Source organism: Segetibacter sp. 3557_3, from assembly GCF_004354985.1.
Lineage (GTDB): Bacteria > Bacteroidota > Bacteroidia > Chitinophagales > Chitinophagaceae > Segetibacter.
In genome coordinates this window covers 175244-192213 of the sequence record NZ_SMSK01000007.1, presented here as the reverse complement: position 1 = coordinate 192213, position 16970 = coordinate 175244, and the positions used below count along the sequence as shown (strand labels likewise).

12 protein-coding genes are annotated in these 16970 nt (G+C 46.9%); 5 read left to right on the top strand and 7 right to left on the bottom strand.

Going from position 1 to position 16970, the window contains the following annotated elements; all coding sequences use genetic code 11:
- The first annotated feature begins 247 nt into the window (after positions 1 to 247).
- A complete protein-coding gene (locus EXU57_RS13055) occupies positions 248 to 655 on the top strand; it encodes a TlpA family protein disulfide reductase (protein ID WP_133268660.1) in 408 nt (135 codons plus the stop codon).
- Between the two features lie 174 nt (positions 656 to 829).
- On the opposite strand, the gene EXU57_RS13050 is transcribed toward EXU57_RS13055, so the two are convergent.
- From EXU57_RS13050 to EXU57_RS13030, 5 genes are all read right to left on the bottom strand, one after another.
- Positions 830 to 1906: a branched-chain amino acid aminotransferase gene (locus EXU57_RS13050; RefSeq protein ID WP_133268659.1), complete on the bottom strand. Its 1077-nt coding sequence runs from the start codon at positions 1904 to 1906 to the stop codon at positions 830 to 832.
- Positions 1907 to 2072: 166 nt separating this feature from the next.
- Positions 2073 to 6653 carry a PKD domain-containing protein gene (locus EXU57_RS25635; protein WP_133268658.1) on the bottom strand — a complete coding sequence of 1527 codons (4581 nt, stop codon included), beginning with the start codon at positions 6651 to 6653 and terminating at the stop codon, positions 2073 to 2075.
- Positions 6654 to 6813: 160 nt separating this feature from the next.
- Positions 6814 to 7653 (bottom strand): DUF2911 domain-containing protein, encoded by an 840-nt coding sequence (locus tag EXU57_RS13040; protein ID WP_133268657.1) that lies wholly within the window; start codon positions 7651 to 7653, stop codon positions 6814 to 6816.
- Positions 7654 to 7891: 238 nt separating this feature from the next.
- The gene (locus tag EXU57_RS13035; protein ID WP_133268656.1) at positions 7892 to 9124 is read right to left on the bottom strand and encodes a carboxypeptidase-like regulatory domain-containing protein; all 1233 of its coding nucleotides are present in this window, start codon (positions 9122 to 9124) and stop codon (positions 7892 to 7894) included.
- The gene (locus EXU57_RS13030; protein WP_133268655.1) at positions 9117 to 9686 is read right to left on the bottom strand and encodes an RNA polymerase sigma factor; all 570 of its coding nucleotides are present in this window, start codon (positions 9684 to 9686) and stop codon (positions 9117 to 9119) included. The genes EXU57_RS13035 and EXU57_RS13030 overlap by 8 nt, the downstream gene beginning before the upstream one ends.
- Positions 9687 to 9942: 256 nt before the next feature.
- On the opposite strand from EXU57_RS13030, the gene EXU57_RS13025 reads away from it, so the two are divergent.
- Complete coding sequence (locus EXU57_RS13025) at positions 9943 to 10998, top strand: carboxypeptidase-like regulatory domain-containing protein (RefSeq protein WP_133268654.1); 1056 nt, start codon at positions 9943 to 9945, stop codon at positions 10996 to 10998.
- An 18-nt stretch (positions 10999 to 11016) separates the two neighbouring features.
- Positions 11017 to 12942 (top strand): vWA domain-containing protein, encoded by a 1926-nt coding sequence (locus tag EXU57_RS13020; protein WP_133268653.1) that lies wholly within the window; start codon positions 11017 to 11019, stop codon positions 12940 to 12942.
- Positions 12943 to 13168: 226 nt separating this feature from the next.
- Here EXU57_RS13020 and xerD read toward each other — a convergent pair whose 3' ends face one another.
- Positions 13169 to 14077: a site-specific tyrosine recombinase XerD gene (gene xerD, locus EXU57_RS13015; RefSeq protein WP_133268652.1), complete on the bottom strand. Its 909-nt coding sequence runs from the start codon at positions 14075 to 14077 to the stop codon at positions 13169 to 13171.
- A gap of 90 nt (positions 14078 to 14167) precedes the next feature.
- Between xerD and EXU57_RS13010 the strand changes: the two genes are divergently transcribed.
- Positions 14168 to 14689 carry a YkgJ family cysteine cluster protein gene (locus EXU57_RS13010; RefSeq protein ID WP_133268651.1) on the top strand — a complete coding sequence of 174 codons (522 nt, stop codon included), beginning with the start codon at positions 14168 to 14170 and terminating at the stop codon, positions 14687 to 14689.
- A 654-nt stretch (positions 14690 to 15343) separates the two neighbouring features.
- On the opposite strand, the gene EXU57_RS13005 is transcribed toward EXU57_RS13010, so the two are convergent.
- The gene (locus EXU57_RS13005) at positions 15344 to 15697 is read right to left on the bottom strand and encodes a YraN family protein (RefSeq protein ID WP_133268650.1); all 354 of its coding nucleotides are present in this window, start codon (positions 15695 to 15697) and stop codon (positions 15344 to 15346) included.
- Positions 15698 to 15730: 33 nt separating this feature from the next.
- Here EXU57_RS13005 and manA point away from each other — a divergent pair, with 33 nt between their 5' ends.
- Positions 15731 to 16927, top strand: coding sequence for a mannose-6-phosphate isomerase, class I (manA, locus tag EXU57_RS13000; RefSeq protein ID WP_133268649.1), 1197 nt, complete (start codon positions 15731 to 15733; stop codon positions 16925 to 16927).
- Positions 16928 to 16970 lie beyond the last annotated feature (43 nt).

Here is a 16970-nt window from a genome sequence, read left to right as displayed (position 1 = left end):
ACGTACCTCCTTGTTTAATATCGTGCAGTAATGCGGCCTTCATCAATTCGCTGCTATAGCAAAACTACTTCATGAAAGTCTCGTTCCTTTTTAACAGTCTTCTTGTTCTAATGCTGTTGAGTAACTATAGTTGCAATGAAAGAACCAATAAAGCCGACCAACGATCGGAGTTAAAAGAAAAGTCTTTGCAAACAAAGGTTGGAGAAAGGTTTGTCGTCGGAGATATCATTGACTCTCCGGGAAATCAGTGCAATTAGATTTTACTCAATATGACCGGACGGTAATAGATTTCTGGTTTAGTGAATGTCCACCTTGCATAGCCGAAATGAAGCAGTTTGAAAAACTGCTAAGGGGCAAAGAAAAAAACCTCCAGGTAATTAGCATCTCAATTAATAGGTATGGCTTATGGAAGTCTATCTTGGAAAAACCTACAGGTACATTTTTTTTTCTTTCTGCAGATGTTGACAATTGGAAGCATTACAATTTGCGTTCATCACAAGATGAACGTTTGAAAAACGACATCCCTTTGGACAATAATGAACAGCTCCAAAAAAGATTGAATGTCACTTTTTATCCAGCCTACTTTGTCGTTGACCGCTCTGGTGTTATTATAGCAAGACCAATTAGTGCCGTTGACTATATTAAAGATCTTTAATGACCTTATCCGAAACGAACAGCGGCTAATAGTTGTGTTTATCAAATTGGATCTATGTTACTAACCTAACTTCAAATCGCTACTTTAATCTTGTGGTTAATCGAAACTGAGGTTTTCAAATGCCACAACTTCATAAACACTTTTAGCCAGCCGCTACGCTGAAACGAACCCCGGTTATGCCTGTGCACTCACAATGTAATTCCACCCATAAGTATCTGCTTCGGCCCCGGTACGAATATCTCCAAGTCGCTGTTTAAGCCTGAACATCAGGTTGTTGCTGCCGTATTCCGGCAGGTGGTAATCAACCCCGTCGATTGCGATCACGGCGATGGGTGCAACCACCGCAGCGGTTCCCGCGCCAAATGCTTCCGTAATCCGCTGCTCTTTAAATGCCGCTTGCAATTCTGTTATACTAATATCCCGCTCTTCTGTTTCTATATTTTCACCGCGGGCGATTTTTAATAAGGAGTCTCTCGTAATTCCGTCCAGGATAGAGTCTGAAAGCGGCGGAGTCACCAGCTTGCCATCGATGACAAACATGGCATTCATCATTCCAAGTTCTTCAACATATTCGTTTAACTTAGAATCTGTCCATAATACCTGGTCATAACCTTCATCCTGTGCCAACCGGGTGGGATAAAATGCACCTGCATAATTACCAGCACATTTTGCATAACCTGTTCCGCCCTTAGCCGCCCGGTTGTATTTACGTTCTACCTTAACTTTCAACGGCTCCTGGAAGTAATTCCCAACCGGCCCGCCAAAAATAATAAAGCGGTACTGGTTTGATATCTTAACGCCGAACCTTGCTTCACTGGCAAAAATGATCGGCCTCAGGTAAAGTGAACCACCTCCATCACCGGGTATCCAGTCGGCATCAGTAGCCACCAGCTTTTTTAATGCATTTACAAAGAGATCCTTTGGTACATGGGGCATACAAAGCCGGTCCAGCGATGCATTAAATCGCTCATGGTGTTTTTCTATCCTGAAAATGTTGATGCTGCCCTCAGCCATTTTAAAAGCTTTTAGCCCCTCGAACACCGTTTGGCCATAATGTAAGGCAAGTGTTGCCGGGCTCATGCTGATGTTTTCGAAAGGAACCACTTCCGCCTCACCCCATTGTCCGTTGTTGAATGAACAGGTAAACATATGATCGGAGATTAAGCTGCCAAACTGGGGATTGGCAAGGTTCACCTTTTCGAGGTTGGAGTGTTTGGTTCGGGTGACAATTACGTCAAGTGGCATTTCCATATTGAAGGCTTAAGATGAGTAGCATGTTGGGGAAGCAGCTATTGGTTGAATCACCGGCTGACATCAGCAGGCCAAACCACGTTTATGCAAGTTAACCAACCTTTCTTTTTGTATAGGGGCTAAGTAGAAAATGCTTGCAAGCTGTTAATCGAAAATAGAAACGCCGTTACTTCAGGATGGTAATCGATCCGCCAATGGGTTTAATCCCCTGGCTTCGCAACTCAATTACATAATAGTAAACAGCAACGGGGAGCGGTGCGCCCTTGTAGGTTCCATCCCAGGGCTGTTCGTACCCATCGGAATGAAAGAGTAGCTGCCCATGCCGGTTGAAGATATCCACCTTTGCATCCGGGAAATACTGCAGGTTACTAATCACCCAGGTATCATTAATACCGTCACCGTTTGGCGAAAACACGTTAGGGATATAAAGCTTCAACACCCTGATGGCTACATCGTCGCTGCTGCTACAGCCGCCAGCCCCGGTCACTGTCAGCCTGTAGAGGATATCTGCTTCAGGCGCAATTGCCGGTCGTAGAACCGAATCGTTCGACAAGTAAGTAGAAGGTGTCCAGCGGTAGCGGGCATCCGTTGCCGTTACGGTTGGATTAAGGGTGCCTTTCCAGCCTTGCAACACCACCTGGTCTGCACCTGCGTACACCCGGGGGTATTCGTAAATGGTCATCCTAACCCCGTTCGAAGTAGCCGTACGACTGGTCACGCAACGTTCACTGCTCGTTAATATGCACGTAACAATATCACCGTTCGCCAGGGAAGCGGTAGTAAAACTATCCGTGTTGTTGCCAACGTTCCGCCCGTTGATTTGCCACTGGTATGTAGGATTGGTACCACCATTTACGGCCACGGCCGTAAAGCTGACGGCCGTTCTGACACATACATTATTCGTACGGGCAGTAACTGTTATTGATGGAGTAACATTTGCAAAAACAGTCATCCGGATACCATTGGAAGGAGCCGCATTGGTGCTGATACAAAGGATACTACTCTTTAGTATGGCTGTTACCACGTCCTTGTCTGCAAGTGTGCTAATTACGAGGCTGTCGGCCGCGGTACCAACATTTTTACCATTTACCTGCCATTGGTATTGCGGTGCCGTGCCACCATTAACTGCCCGCGCTTTAAATACTACCGGGCTTCCTGCACAAATGATCGAGTCAGATGCAGTAATGGTTACGGAAGGTGTTACCGTTGTGTTTACCACGATAAAGTTGGGCGAAACAATGCTGTCGCTACAGCCAAACAAGGAAGAGGTTACAACTAGTTTAACGCTATAACTTCCACTTTTGCTGTAAAAATGGGCAGGATTCTTCAGGGTAGATGTGCCCCCATCGCCAAACGACCAGAAATAACTTAACGCTCCCATTGCGGAACTACTATCGGTAAACTGAACCAGCGAAGAATCGCATAGGATTGTCTTGTCGGCACCAAACTTCGGGAACAGCTTTTCGACTACAATGGAGTCTTTACCGTTTACCGGCACTTCGCAACCCCGTACGTCGCGCAACAGGATTTGAGGTAGAAATTTGCCACTCGACATGTAAACATTCGAGGTGACCGAGTCGGGGGTAGTAAGTGAATTTCCGTCACCAAAGTTCCAGATATATTCCACCCGCCTTGAGCTGTGGGCAGTAAAGGTTATGGGCAGGGGAGCACAACCTGTTAAAGGGGTATAGGTTAAGGTAGCATCCAGCAGGTCCACGTTAATCACCTTGATCGCAGAGTCCTGGCAACCACCGGGGCTTGTTACAACCAGCTTTACCTGGTAAGTCTTCGAAGAAGAAAATACGTTTACGGGGTTTTGCAACGAAGAGGTGTTTCCGTTATTAAAATCCCAGGCCCAGCTGCTTGCATAGGAACTGCTGTCGGAGAAGGTTATCTGAATGGGTTGGCAAATGAAACTGTCACTGGCGGAAAATTGGGCCCTGGGACTTTTTACGCTGATGTAGTTTGTCCTGGTAACTGTATCAAGACAGCCCCCTTCGCTTGTGATAACCAGGCTTACCGTATAATTTCCAGGTTGGGCATAACTATGTGCCGGTGTGGCGGCAGAAGACGTATTGCCGTCGCCGAAGTTCCATTGGTATCCGAGGTTTGGACCAGTTGATAAAGCAGAAAAATTTACCGGTGCACCGGGGCAGGTGAGGGTATCCGGAGAACTGAACCGGGCATCCGATTTTGCAACCGTAAGAACCGCGGGTTTAAAGGCGCTGTCTGTACAGCCAAAGCTATCTGTTACTTTCAAGGCAACGCCAAATACACCTGCAGTAGTATATGTATGCTGAAAAGGTGGAGTGGTGTAGGTCTGGCGGACCCCATCACCGAAATTCCAATCCCACTTACTAACCGGGTGTGTACCATCAGTGATCGTGGAATCGGTAAAGGTGACCGGTGTTGCGAAACATATTCCTGGTGTGGCGGCGCCAAATCCTGCGATCGGGCCATATATTTTCACCGGACCATTCAGGGAGAAGGTATCAATACAACCAACTGCATCCGTGGTGACTACTGAGGGTAGGTAGGAACCATTAGCGGTGTACGTATGTGCTGCCGGAACGAAAGCAGTTATTTTCGATAATGGGGTATTGATACCGTTGAAAAACCAACTGTACTTAACGAAATTGCTGGTATCAGCGTCTGCAAGACTGAAATTGCTGGAAGTACCCCGGCAGATCTCAGGTTTGTCAACCGCCAGTCTTCCCCGCTTATCCAGAACCTTAACCTGCTTTGCAAGCGTATCCGCGCAGGCGCCGTTGGTAACGATCAATTGAACCCGGTAATTACCCGGTGCCGCATAAGTGTGTGTCGGGCTTACCTGTGTGGTGGTCCCTCCATCGCCAAAGTCCCACCTCCATGTTTTCGCGTCAACTGAACTGTCAATAAACCGCCGGGTTAACCTGTCTGTACAAAGAAATGAGGTATCGAACCTGGCAACAGGCGGAATGACATAGATGTAATCTTTTTTTACCAGGGTGTCGCTACAGCCAAAACTGGTGGCAATGAGGGTAATTGATTGTTTACCGGTATCAGAAAAAACATGCCTTGGATTTTGAACAGTTGATGTTACCCCACCATCAAAAATCCATAGCCATTCGTTTACGTTGCCTGTAGAAAGATCACTAAAGTTTACCGGCAAATTAGCACATATGCTCAGCGGGTCAGCCGAAAATGCTGCTGTTGGTTTGTTGCCCACATTTGCGGCATTATTTACTACAAGCGTATCTGTGCAACCCGAGGCTGTACGGATGATGAGTTTAATGGCATAGAGTCCGGGTGTAGTATAAGTATGTCGTGGATTAGGATCTGTTGAAGTGTTTCCGTCGCCAAAGTCCCAGGAGTAGGAGGTGACCGGCTCTCCGGGCTGCATTACTACTGTTGGAGTGATCGTGTAGGGCAAACAACCTTTAACCGGCAAACCGCTGATGGATCGAATATTAGGAGGGCTGATCTGTACAAGGTCTTTCTGTACAGAAATGCCGTTACAGCCGGTTGGGTTAATCACATTCAACGTTACCGTATAAATCCCTGGTTTTGTATAAGTATGCGATGGATTAGGGCTGGTGGATGTTGTACTGTCACCAAAATCCCATAGGTATGTTCCGGTACTTACGGTGTTGTTGGTGAAATTAACGGTAAACGGAACCTGGCAACTTAGCGGGTTGGAAGAAGTAAAAGAAGCGGCCGGCTTTGAGGTAATTGTAACTGTTTTTACGATGGAGTCGAGGCAACTGCCAAAGTCATTCACCAGTTTAACCTGGTAAGTGCCTACTCTTGTATAGATTTTGGTTGGGCTAACTACGTTTGATGTGGTGCCATCGCCAAAGTCCCACTTAGCCGATACGCTGCCCGGGAGTGAAGTATTGGTAAAGGTTGCAGTGCTTCCTTCACAAGTGCCCGATACCGTAAAATCGGCCTTTGCAAACTGAACCGTAATCAGGTTGGTTTTTACGATTGTGTCTGAACATCCATTTGGATTGGTTGCGATAAGCTTTACAGAATAAACACCGGTGTTTGCATAGCTGTGCACCGGGGAACGCAAAGTTGAGGTGCTGCCATCGCCAAAATCCCAGAAAAAAGAGGATGCACCGGAGTTTTGTGAAGTATTGTTGAAAGTGACGGTTGCCGGTGGTCGGCATCCCTGGGTAATCGTATGTGTAAACGCTGCTGTAGGCGTCGGCAATAACCGGATGTAACTGGTTCGGGAAAACAGCTTTTCACAGCCTATGCTGTTGGTAACCTTAAGTGTGACTGTAAAGTTGCCCGAACCCCGGTAAACGTGCAGGGGGTTTTGTTGGGTTGAGGAGCCGCCATCACCAAAGTCCCAGCTCCAGCTTACGATATTGCCTGAGGTTGCAACGCTGCTGTCGGTAAATTGAACGGGAAGCGGGGAACAGCCGGTGGTGATTGAACCACCAAAGTTTACTACAGGTGGAAGGTTGACATTGATCAAACCTGTTCGCACTATAGAGTCGGCGCTACCCGCATTTTTTACGACTAGTTTAACTGAATAACTGCCCGGCGCAAAATAGGTGATGCTTGGGTTTTTTTGGATGGATGTTCCCCCGTTTCCAAAGTCCCAGAACCACGAAGTGGGATTGCCCGTTGATTGGTCGGTGAAGTTTACCACCAATGGTGCACAGCCCGCAACAGGAGTTGCATTAAATCTTGCAACAATTGTTTGCGAGAGGCTTATTAATGGCAGTAAAACCAACAAAAGAAAGCATCCCCTCATTATGGTGTTAATATGTATTCATGACCAATCCCTTTCCGTGCGGGTTACCGCAACCATATAGATGAAAATGGAACCTTTTTAGTTGCAGAGTGTTATCCGGGTCAAAAGTAGATAGCACTGCAAGGTTATTCCCTGCAGTGCTATTAAATAGTAATTAAATCTAGAGTGTTTTCACAAGCACCTTTGCGAAGGTAACGTAGTCTTCATTTTTGGCTTTCCCGGCTAACTCAATACACTTTTCGGCACTTGCGCGGGCACCTGCCTTGTCGCCCATATCTTTTTGAATCCTGGCTTTTGCGAGATACATGTAGTAGGCGTCAGGAGTTCCTTCAATTGCTTTATTGATGTTTTCAAGTGCTTTTGGATAATCTTTGTCCCACTCGTAATAAAAATTCGCTGCCTGGAAATAAGGCTTTCTATCACCTGCCATAGCAGTTGTGAGTTGGGTGCGAATGCGTTCTTTTATGTTCGTTGTTATGGGTATCTGAACTGCCGTGGTACCCCAGATCAATTCCAGTTCACAGCTTTCAGGCTTGACATTGCCAATTTGGATCGTGAAAGTTTCGGTGTTCTTTACCTTGGTCACTGGTACTTTAAAACGGGCAACGTCATCACTTTCTTTATAGCCATCAGTACCCCAGTTGCTTAATCCTTTATTCAGAATAACCTGCCATTGATCTTTTTCGGGAATGGTATAAAGCACATATGTTCCACTATCCACCGCGGTACCTGCAATTGAAACTTTATCTGTAAAGCGAATTCTTGTAGCTGAGTTTGCGCCTGTCCGCCATATTTTACCCAAAGGAGCAAGTTCACTCGAAGCCCCGAATAGTTGGCGTCCTCTGATAGATGGCCGGGAGTAGTTCACTTCTATCCTGCCCATTCCAAAATCCTGGCGGATCATCTGGGTTGAACTTGGTGCGGGAAGGTTAACCTGTGCAGTCGTGCACAATGCAGAGACTATAATGGTAAGCACCATCATTACTCGTGTTCTTAACATAATTTTTTTGGGCAAACGTACGCCATCGGCGCCTCAACTCAAAACTACCGGGATCGTTAAGGGGCTATTCTCAAGCACAAGCATTTACAGATGAGCTTTCTTGCCAGACAACTGCAGTTTAGACCTACTCATTTGAATATTAAGCGCTATAAAGAAGTGTAAACGCGTAAAAAACTGATGTTTATGGCCCCGCTGCAAAAAAGTTTTTAGGAAATGTTTAGCAGTCGCTTAATGCTCATCATAAGCGGATTCGCACCCTTTTTCCTGAATTGCCTGGTTGAACCATCCATTTAGGGCCCCGTTCGAGAATTAACCCCACCTGCACTTCCAGGGTTCTATTTACCAGAGTTGTCAATTTGATATCCCGTGGAGTGCCATCAGGGTCAACGCGAAATTCCAGCTCCATTTCGCCGGCACCAATTTGTTTGATACTATCGGCGGATGAACGAAGCTGGTTGTAAAAGTATGCTTGAAATTGCTCCCATCCGCCAACCGGTACGGCTGCAGTATCCGCCATAACTGCGGTTACTCTCCGGGAGCGTGCAACCGTGTTTTTCCGTCCTGACCCTATAACAACCTCGTTAAGCGCGGGCTGGGATTTTTGAAGGAGCACATTATTGTCGCTTTTCCCGTATAACTTTTTTTGTACTGTGGCATATCCTGCTGATGATACGGTAACGTCGACTGTTGAGTCTGGAACCCGAAGGCGAAAGTTGCCTGTGCTATCGCTGAGTGTTGCAGCCTGATCTTTAGGGGCAGCGACCGTAGCAGAAGTAACCGGATTACCAAGATTGTCAACTACTTTGCCGCGGAGTTCAAAACCCTGGCGATTGTCCTGGAGCCGGGGTGCTGCCGCTACCATGGCGTCAGCTTGTCTTCCTTCCTCTTTAATTGCTTCCTGCGTGTTCATCCGGGTAGCTTCAGTGGCCGTTAGGGCATCGGCCCTCATCATAGGGGGCGGCACCTGTTTTCTACCAGGTTCAAGCGGGGTTGACGAGTTTTGTTGTGTCGGAACCTTTGTTTTTAGGTTCCTCGCCAATAATTCGTTTACGCTTTCTTTTTGAGGTGTTGGAGCAAACGTCCCATTGGGCTTAATACTATCAGGAGCAACAGCAGCAACATCTGCGGCCAGTTCGCGTGACTCCGTGCCGTTTTCGGTTGCCCGGAACGTAACGAGGGCTGCCCCGGCAAGCACAACAATTACAACAGCAATTTTCAGCCAGGAAGACCTGGCGGGGCGTGTAATCGGAACCACCTTCGCCCTTTCCTTTTCACCTTTTATCGCCTTTTCGATTTCAGCGAGGTGATCTTTCGTAGTCTCATTGTTAGCCAGCTGGTAGCCGTCCAATGCATCTGCAAGGAAAGGGTCATTCATCATTGCCTTCTCAAATAGGTGCATCTCCTCCGGGGTCATCTGCTGCCCGAGATAACGCCGGATGTCGTTGTAATTATATGGTTGTTTTTCAGCCATCCTTTTCCATGCAGATTTTTAGGTTTCTCCGCCCATTTTGAATCAGGCTGCGAACCCTGTTCCACTCCAGCCCGGTGATTTCAACGATCTCGTTGTAACATTTGTTTTCGAGGTAGAACAATTGTACGCTCCGTTTTTGTTCATCATGCAACTGCTCTATACATTTATTTAACTGCGATAATTGGGCTTCTTTTTCAAGTACCTTCTCCAGATGCAAAAAGTCTTCGGATTGCACAACAGCTGTATCTAACGATCTAACGGGCATTTGCTTGTTTTTTCGCAGCTTCATCAGGCAGTGATTCCTTGTAAGCACATAAAGCCATCCTTTGAAGTTTTCGACCTCGTGCGCCTTCAGTTTGGTGAGCAATTCCTGGTAGATATCCATGACGGCGTCCTTTGCCAGTTCCTGGTCCTCAAGAAACTTTAAACAGGTACCATATACAAGATCACTGTACCGCAAAAAAAGTTCAGCTACTGCTTCTTGCGACCCCTCCTGCCTTATGCTGTCGAGCAGCTCAGTGTCCGTTAACGGTGAAGCAGATATGTTTTTTAAAAGGGCCATCGTTGCGGGCTCAATTTACTAAATCATTGTTGTGATTATTATCTGTTGCCTTTCCGTCAGCAACCCCAAACGCCTAAATGGAAGATAAATCCAAATGCGAGGAGAACGCGCCCGGCAAGTCATTCTCGTATCAGCGCCGCCTCATCAGTTTGCTGACGTCGGAGCCTTCTATCCCGGTCTTCCCCCTGAACAAAAGATTTTCCCAGCTGCATATGTAATTCTAAAATAACAGGCATCCATAACTAAACAACCCTTTATGAGCAGTAAAATTGTACTCCATGTAGCCGAGCCCTGCCATCAGCGTTGGCACGAAATGTCGCCGGCGGAACAAGGCAGATTTTGTTCCGGATGTTCTAAAAAGGTGATAGATTTTACCGGGAAAACAGATCGGCAAATTCTTGCCCTCTTATCGCAGGAAAGCGCTACCACCTGCGGCCGGTTTTCCGAATCCCAGCTCCAAAGACCGCTGAATGGTGATCAGCAATTTGCCATTAAACCTTACCGGTTTTTATTTGCCGCACTGGTGCCAGCATTTCTCTTTAACGGGCTCGCAACGGCACAACAAAAGGAAACGATTAAAAAGGGGTCAAATAAGCCATCCACAATAGAACAGGCGATCCTCATGGGCAACTTTACTCCGCGACGGGTAAACGAACCTGCAGGTGAGACGAAACCGATTACCATGGTTTCAGGCAAGGTGCTCAATGAAGAAGGCGAGCCTGTTCCATCTGCCCCTGTTTGGGTAACTGGTACCCAAAATGGTACTACAACCGACGAACATGGCCGCTTTATGCTTTCACTTTGGAAAGCAGCCGTAAGTGTGCCGCTTTCTGCAACAGCGATCGGCAGCAAGACTGTACAACAGCATGTTCAGGCCTCGGAGGGCACAACGGAAACAATATTCCGGTTGATCGATGAGCCTGTGGAAACCTGCAAAGCGCTAACGGGACGTGAAGCTTCAACGTGCATCGCCATCATGGGCGAGATCGCCATGGTGAAAAAACCCTCGATTGCAGACACCGTTAGGTCGATGGTTGCGCGGCTAACGGGTACACAAATGTTTGCTGTATTCCCTAATCCGGCTGTCGCTGGCGGCGAGTTCCACCTCGTATTTAAAACACCCGGAAAATATACGGTACGGTTATTCAGTAGTTCCGGCCACTTATACCATTCGAAAGCTTTTTCAGTAGGAGAATCTCAAAGAATCAGCTCGCTTAATATTTCGGGCGCAGTACCCAAAGGCAGTTATTACCTCGAAGCATCGGAGACGCAAACCGGCAAGCGTTATAGCACAAAAGTTATCGTTCAATAAACCCTTAAAGTCTACATCATGAAAACAGGCATATACCTCATTATACTTTTTGCAGTTGTTGCAACGGCTTTCACGTTCTCCAGTGAGTTTAAAGTATCCGGAAAGGTTGTTGACCGGGTTGGTAACCCCATTTCAGGAGCGGGTGTTGTGATTAAAGGAACTTCGACCGGCACTTCGACCGACTCTGAAGGAAAGTTTAAGTTGACAACACCATCAGATAAGTCCGTGCTGGTAATCTCTGCTGCCGGTTATGAACAGGTGGAGGTAAAAGCAGCTTTATCCCCGTTAATCATCTCTCTAAAACAGGCCAGGCTCGCCGTACAGGAAGTTGTTGTAGGTGCTTTGACCAAACGGAGAATGGTGGGTGCCCCCGTCAAAGATCAACTCGCCAGGCAACTGTATAATCCCGGCTATTCACGCATACAAAACGGGCTGGCACACGCCCCAGCTAACGCGACAACAGATACAAATGTATCGTCGGTTGAAGACAATGGGTTCGACCGGGAAGGGTATGGGCACATTGTAGAAAACCGGTTTCAGCGGGTTACCACAACCCCACTGTCGACGTTTTCGATAGATGTAGATGCAGCATCATACAGCAACGTTCGCCGTATGATTAACGAAGGACGCATACCACCGGCGGGAGCCGTACGATTGGAAGAAATGATCAACTATTTCAGCTATGATTACCCACAACCCTCAGGCAATGATCCTTTTTCGGTGAACACAGAAGTGGGCATTTGCCCATGGAACAACCAGCACAAGCTGCTGAGTATCGGCTTGCAGGGGAAGAAGATCGAAGCCACCCATCTCCCGGCGTCAAACTTAACCTTCCTAATCGATGTAAGTGGCAGCATGAATGACCCTGCCAAACTACCCCTGGTAAAAGCAGCTATTAAGTTATTAATTGATCAGTTGCGGGAGCAGGACCGCATTGCGATGGTTGTTTATGCAGGCAGTGCCGGCCTGGTATTGCCACCCACTTCAGGAACAAATAAGATCCGCATAAAAGAAACACTTGATCAACTCGAAGCAGGTGGGTCTACGGCTGGTGGGGCCGGGATTGCACTCGCCTACAAGACCGCAAAAGAAAACTTTATCAAAGGCGGTAACAACAGGGTTATCCTTTGTACCGATGGGGATTTCAACGTTGGGCTAAGCAGCGACGATGCACTGGTCCGTATGATTGAAGAAGAAAGAAAAAGCGGGGTGTACTTAACCGTACTTGGTTTTGGAACCGGCAACTACCAGGACAATAAGATGCAGCAGCTCGCCGATAAGGGCAATGGTAACCATGCCTACATTGATACCGAAGAAGAAGCGAAGAAGGTACTAGTTAAAGAATGGGGCGGAACCCTTTTTACGATAGCGAAAGATGTAAAACTGCAACTGGAATTCAACCCTTCCTTCGTACAGGCCTACAGGCTGATCGGCTATGAGAATCGCCTGCTTGCAAAAGAAGACTTTAACGACGATAAAAAAGACGCCGGTGAAATGGGGAGCGGGCATACCGTTACGGCTTTGTACGAGATTATCCCCGCAGGACTCAAAAGCGACTTTACCGATAGCGTAGATGAACTAAAATACCAGCAGCCCATAACAAACAGAACTGCGAAAAACTCAAGCAGCAATGAAATGCTCACGATTAAACTCCGGTATAAACAACCGAATGCCGATGAGAGCAAATTGTTGGTGCACACAGTAGCCGCTAACAAGGGTGTTTCGGTTACATCGTCGAACCTACGATTTGCGGCGGCGGTTGCTGAATTCGGTATGTTGCTGCGAAATTCCGAATACAAAGGCAATGGTACCCTCAGCCTGGTAAAAGAACTCGCTTCGGGCGCTCTTGGCAAGGATCAAGAAGGCTATCGCAAAGCGTTTATTGGACTTGTAGATAAAACAATGTCGCTGAATAAAAATCCTGATGTTTCAAAGGCCCGCTAATCAACAAACGACAGATAGCCGGGGATCATCAATGTAAGCTCGGAAGGGGTAACGATCTGCGAAAGCGTTCCGGTATTGGGTTCAAAAATCACGCTTAATCATCGACTTTCCCTGCGAACCTTCCTGAATGGAATGTCGTTTCGTTACGCCACTTATGCAATTAACCTGCCGAATAACGGTCCCGCCCGGATCAACCGGATCGGAAACGAAAGTGATTCTCAACTCATCAACTGCCTCCTTTAAATGCCGGATGAAATTGCTGCAGGGTGCTTCGCAAAAAGTCGCGATCGAGGTGGGTATAAATTTCAGTTGTTGTAATGCTCTCGTGACCCAACATTTCCTGCACGGCACGAAGGTCGGCACCGCCTTCCACAAGGTGTGTTGCAAACGAATGGCGAAAGGTATGTGGAGAAATGTTTTTTGTTATGCCGGCTTTTTTTGCCAGGTCCTTGATGATGTAAAAGATCATGATCCGCGAAAGTCCTTTGCCGTGTTTGCTTAGAAACAAGATGTCTTCGAAGCCCCTGTTGAGCTTTTGATGTACCCGTATATTCTTCCGGTAAAGCTCGATATACTTCACCGCATCGCTGCCTACGGGTACGAGCCGTTCCTTATCGCCTTTTCCGATGACCCTGATAAAACCTATGTCGAGATAAAGACAGCTAACCTGCAGGTTGATAACTTCACTTACCCGGAGGCCACAGCTGTACATGGTTTCGAGTATGGCTTTGTTGCGACCGCCTTCGGGTTTACTCAGGTCGTTCGCAGCGATGATGCGTTCAATCTCTTCGAAACTCAGGATGTCGGGCAACATCCTTCGTAGCCGGGGTGCTTCAAGTAACGCCGTTGGATCGTTGGTGATGATGTTCTCGATGCTGCAATACTTAAAAAAGGCTTTGATACCCGAGATGATCCGGGCCTGCGAACTGGCAATCATTCCCAGTTCCCCGATCCACTTTACAAATTGCTGAAGTTCTTTCAGCGTGATTTCTGCCGGGTTCTTTTTTTGATCGCTGATGACCAGGAATGTTGCCAGTTTTTCAACGTCGTGCAGGTATGCGTCAACCGAGTGATCGCTAAGCGATTTTTCGAGTTGCAGGTATGCCTTGAAACCGCTGATATAAGATTGCCACATGTGCTAAAGAAGTACTGGCTTTGTTTATTGGTAAAGAAAGGAATTACATTCGTTAAGATTTAACGTGCTTAGTGTATAACACCCATAATCATGAACCCTGTAAATCTTCGTTCGTTCCGGCGCAAGTTAAGCTATCACAAAAAAGCTTTTCACCGTTTCCTTGCCAAAGTTGAAAGAAAGCCGCCCGGGAACCTGCATGATGTTGTTGAAGCTATTGAGCGGGAGGTTTGGCAGGAAGTGGATTGTGTTACCTGTTCGAACTGTTGCCGCAAAATGACGCCCACGTTTACACCGGCAGATATCAAGCGCATCGCCGCATATACCGGGGTTAGCACCAGAGCTTTTCGCGACAAGTGGTTGTACCGCGAACCCGGTGATAAAGACTGGACAAATAAGAATCGGCCATGCCAGTTTCTTGAGCTTGACACCAACCGCTGTAGTATTTACGCGGTAAGACCAGGTGATTGTTCAGGTTTTCCGCACCTCGACAAGCGCGACTTCACCGATTATATCCATGTGCACCAGCAAAACATACTTTACTGCCCGGCAACGTATAAAATGGTTGAGAAAATGTTGGCAAAGCTGGTGGTTCCGAAAAGTATTCGTGAATAGGGAGTTAGGTATTGGGTATTGAGGTATTAAGGGGTTGGGTATTGAGGTTGAGGATTCAATGTTGTTTATTTAAGCCCTTTGCTGACGTAATTTGCCCAGTATTGGTAAATAGTACAAGAGTGCGACGCAACGATTTACAATTGAAAAACAGGGGCTTGGTCCAAAAAGATTCCTGAACTAATCAACATTGGTTAAGGATTGACGAATTGCAGCGTGGCGAGTTGAAGAAAGGTATTGGTATGAGGTAGTAAGACAAATGATTTGAGCAGCGCCAGTGATGCTGTTGGGTGCGAAACATTTTAAGTCCTGCTGTTTTTGGTCGCAAGCAGACGAATGCTATTGGACATCGTTGCCCGCCCGGATGAACCCCGCCAGAATGAATTCTTTCGGGCTGGCGGCCCGGAGGGTGTCACTCACTTGTACCGCATAGTTTTAAGCAGCAGTCAAAACGTTTTGGTCATCAATTCAATTTCTAATATGCAACGGCATCGTCCGCTCAATGCCAGAGTACCTTAATACCAAATACCTGTTACCCAACTCACAATCCGCAATCCACTCATTCGCAATTCGCAATTCGCCTTTATACCCAACACCTCTATACCAAATTCCCCTTTCTTCAATTCGTAATCCGGTAATCCGTAATTCGAAAATCCGTTACCAATAAACATCCTGGTTAAACCAGTAGTCTATTTTGCCCGACTGTATAAGAATTGCCAGTACATCGAACTGTATCCATTTAATTCCCGGATTCTTGTATTGGTATTGTTCAGCAGCATCCTTTAAGTTTTTCATCTTGTTTTTTGTGATACTTTCTTCGGGGTAGCCGAATTGCGTTGTGTGACGGGTTTTTACTTCGATGAAATGCATGGTATTGTTTTTCTCCGCAATGAGATCTACTTCAAGGTGTTTATATCGCCAGTTGAGTTCTTTAATTACAAAGCCATTTTTTACCAGCCATGTTGCAGCGAGCTTTTCACCGGTGCTGCCGGTTTGGTTGTGCTGTGCCATTTTTATGTATTTTCGATTGAATCAAAATACACAATGAATCCAACAAATGAAATACTAAAGCTGAGAGGCAAAGTGCAACATTATGCATGGGGTGGCTTCGATTATATTCCCGCTCTATTGCAGGTGGATAACCCGGAACATAAGCCCTATGCAGAGTATTGGATGGGTGCACATCCCGGTGCGCCATCGCTTGTACAACGGGGAGCCGACGAAGTGCCACTGAATACATTAATCGCATCCGATCCCGCGACTTACCTGGGACAAGAAGTATATGATGACTTTGGCGAATTGCCCTACCTGTTTAAGGTGTTGGACGTGCGAGAGATGCTTTCCATCCAGGTGCATCCTACAAGGGAGGAGGCCATTAAAGGGTTTGATGCCGAGGAAGCAGCAGCGATACCTATTAACGCAGCCGACCGGAACTATAAAGACCGGAACCACAAACCGGAGGTTATGGTGGCGCTAGGTGAATTTTGGTTATTACACGGGTTTAAAACGAGGGACAAATTACTTAAGGTATTGAATGAAGTTGAAGCATTTCATTTTCTGATCCCCGACTTTGGTGAGGGCTACTACCAGCTATATAAAACGGTGATGGAGTTACCACAGGAGCAGGTAGACGAAATCTTGCGGCCCCTCGTGCAGCAGGCATTGGCCAACGACGACACTTTGCCAGGGCAACCCGCTTACTGGATCAGGAAATTGTATTCGACCGGCCAGGAGCTTACGAATATTGATCGGGGCATCTTTTCCATTTACTTTTTTAATATCGTTCAGCTGCAGGCAGGTGAAGCAATCTTCCAGGGAGCGGGGGTGCCGCATGCGTACCTGCAAGGGCAAAATATTGAGCTCATGGCAAATAGCGACAATGTATTACGTGGAGGGCTCACACCAAAACATATTGATGTGCCGGAGCTGCTTAAACACACCCTTTTTGAAGGCATAGAACCAAATGTTTTGAAAGGCGAGGTGCTGAGTGGGGGCGAAGTAAATTATCCATGCCCCGTGAGCGATTTTGCCATTAGTAAAATTGACCTTTTACCCGAATTGCGGCACACGGCCACCAGTAATTCAGCGGAGATATTTATTGTAACCGAAGGTGAACTCCGCACCGTAAACGTTTACCACCGGTTCAAAAAAGGCGACTGTTTTTTTGTACCGCCAGCCACCAGCTATGAGTTGGAGACTACATCGGGCTGTACACTTTTCAAGGCATTTGTACCTGCATGATCCGGGGTGTGGCTCCAAAATAAATCAAATCCTTTGCTGGAAA

What these genes read in the sequence shown, in the direction of transcription:
- EXU57_RS13050 (WP_133268659.1), bottom strand. Translation starts at nt 1,906, where the DNA reads ATGGAAATGCCACTTGACGTAATTGTCACCCGAACCAAACACTCCAAC.
- EXU57_RS25635 (WP_133268658.1), bottom strand. Translation starts at nt 6,653, where the DNA reads ATGAGGGGATGCTTTCTTTTGTTGGTTTTACTGCCATTAATAAGCCTC.
- EXU57_RS13040 (WP_133268657.1), bottom strand. Translation starts at nt 7,653, where the DNA reads ATGTTAAGAACACGAGTAATGATGGTGCTTACCATTATAGTCTCTGCA.
- EXU57_RS13035 (WP_133268656.1), bottom strand. Translation starts at nt 9,124, where the DNA reads ATGGCTGAAAAACAACCATATAATTACAACGACATCCGGCGTTATCTC.
- EXU57_RS13030 (WP_133268655.1), bottom strand. Translation starts at nt 9,686, where the DNA reads ATGGCCCTTTTAAAAAACATATCTGCTTCACCGTTAACGGACACTGAG.
- EXU57_RS13025 (WP_133268654.1), top strand. Translation starts at nt 9,943, where the DNA reads ATGAGCAGTAAAATTGTACTCCATGTAGCCGAGCCCTGCCATCAGCGT.
- EXU57_RS13020 (WP_133268653.1), top strand. Translation starts at nt 11,017, where the DNA reads ATGAAAACAGGCATATACCTCATTATACTTTTTGCAGTTGTTGCAACG.
- xerD (WP_133268652.1), bottom strand. Translation starts at nt 14,077, where the DNA reads ATGTGGCAATCTTATATCAGCGGTTTCAAGGCATACCTGCAACTCGAA.
- EXU57_RS13010 (WP_133268651.1), top strand. Translation starts at nt 14,168, where the DNA reads ATGAACCCTGTAAATCTTCGTTCGTTCCGGCGCAAGTTAAGCTATCAC.
- EXU57_RS13005 (WP_133268650.1), bottom strand. Translation starts at nt 15,697, where the DNA reads ATGGCACAGCACAACCAAACCGGCAGCACCGGTGAAAAGCTCGCTGCA.
- manA (WP_133268649.1), top strand. Translation starts at nt 15,731, where the DNA reads ATGAATCCAACAAATGAAATACTAAAGCTGAGAGGCAAAGTGCAACAT.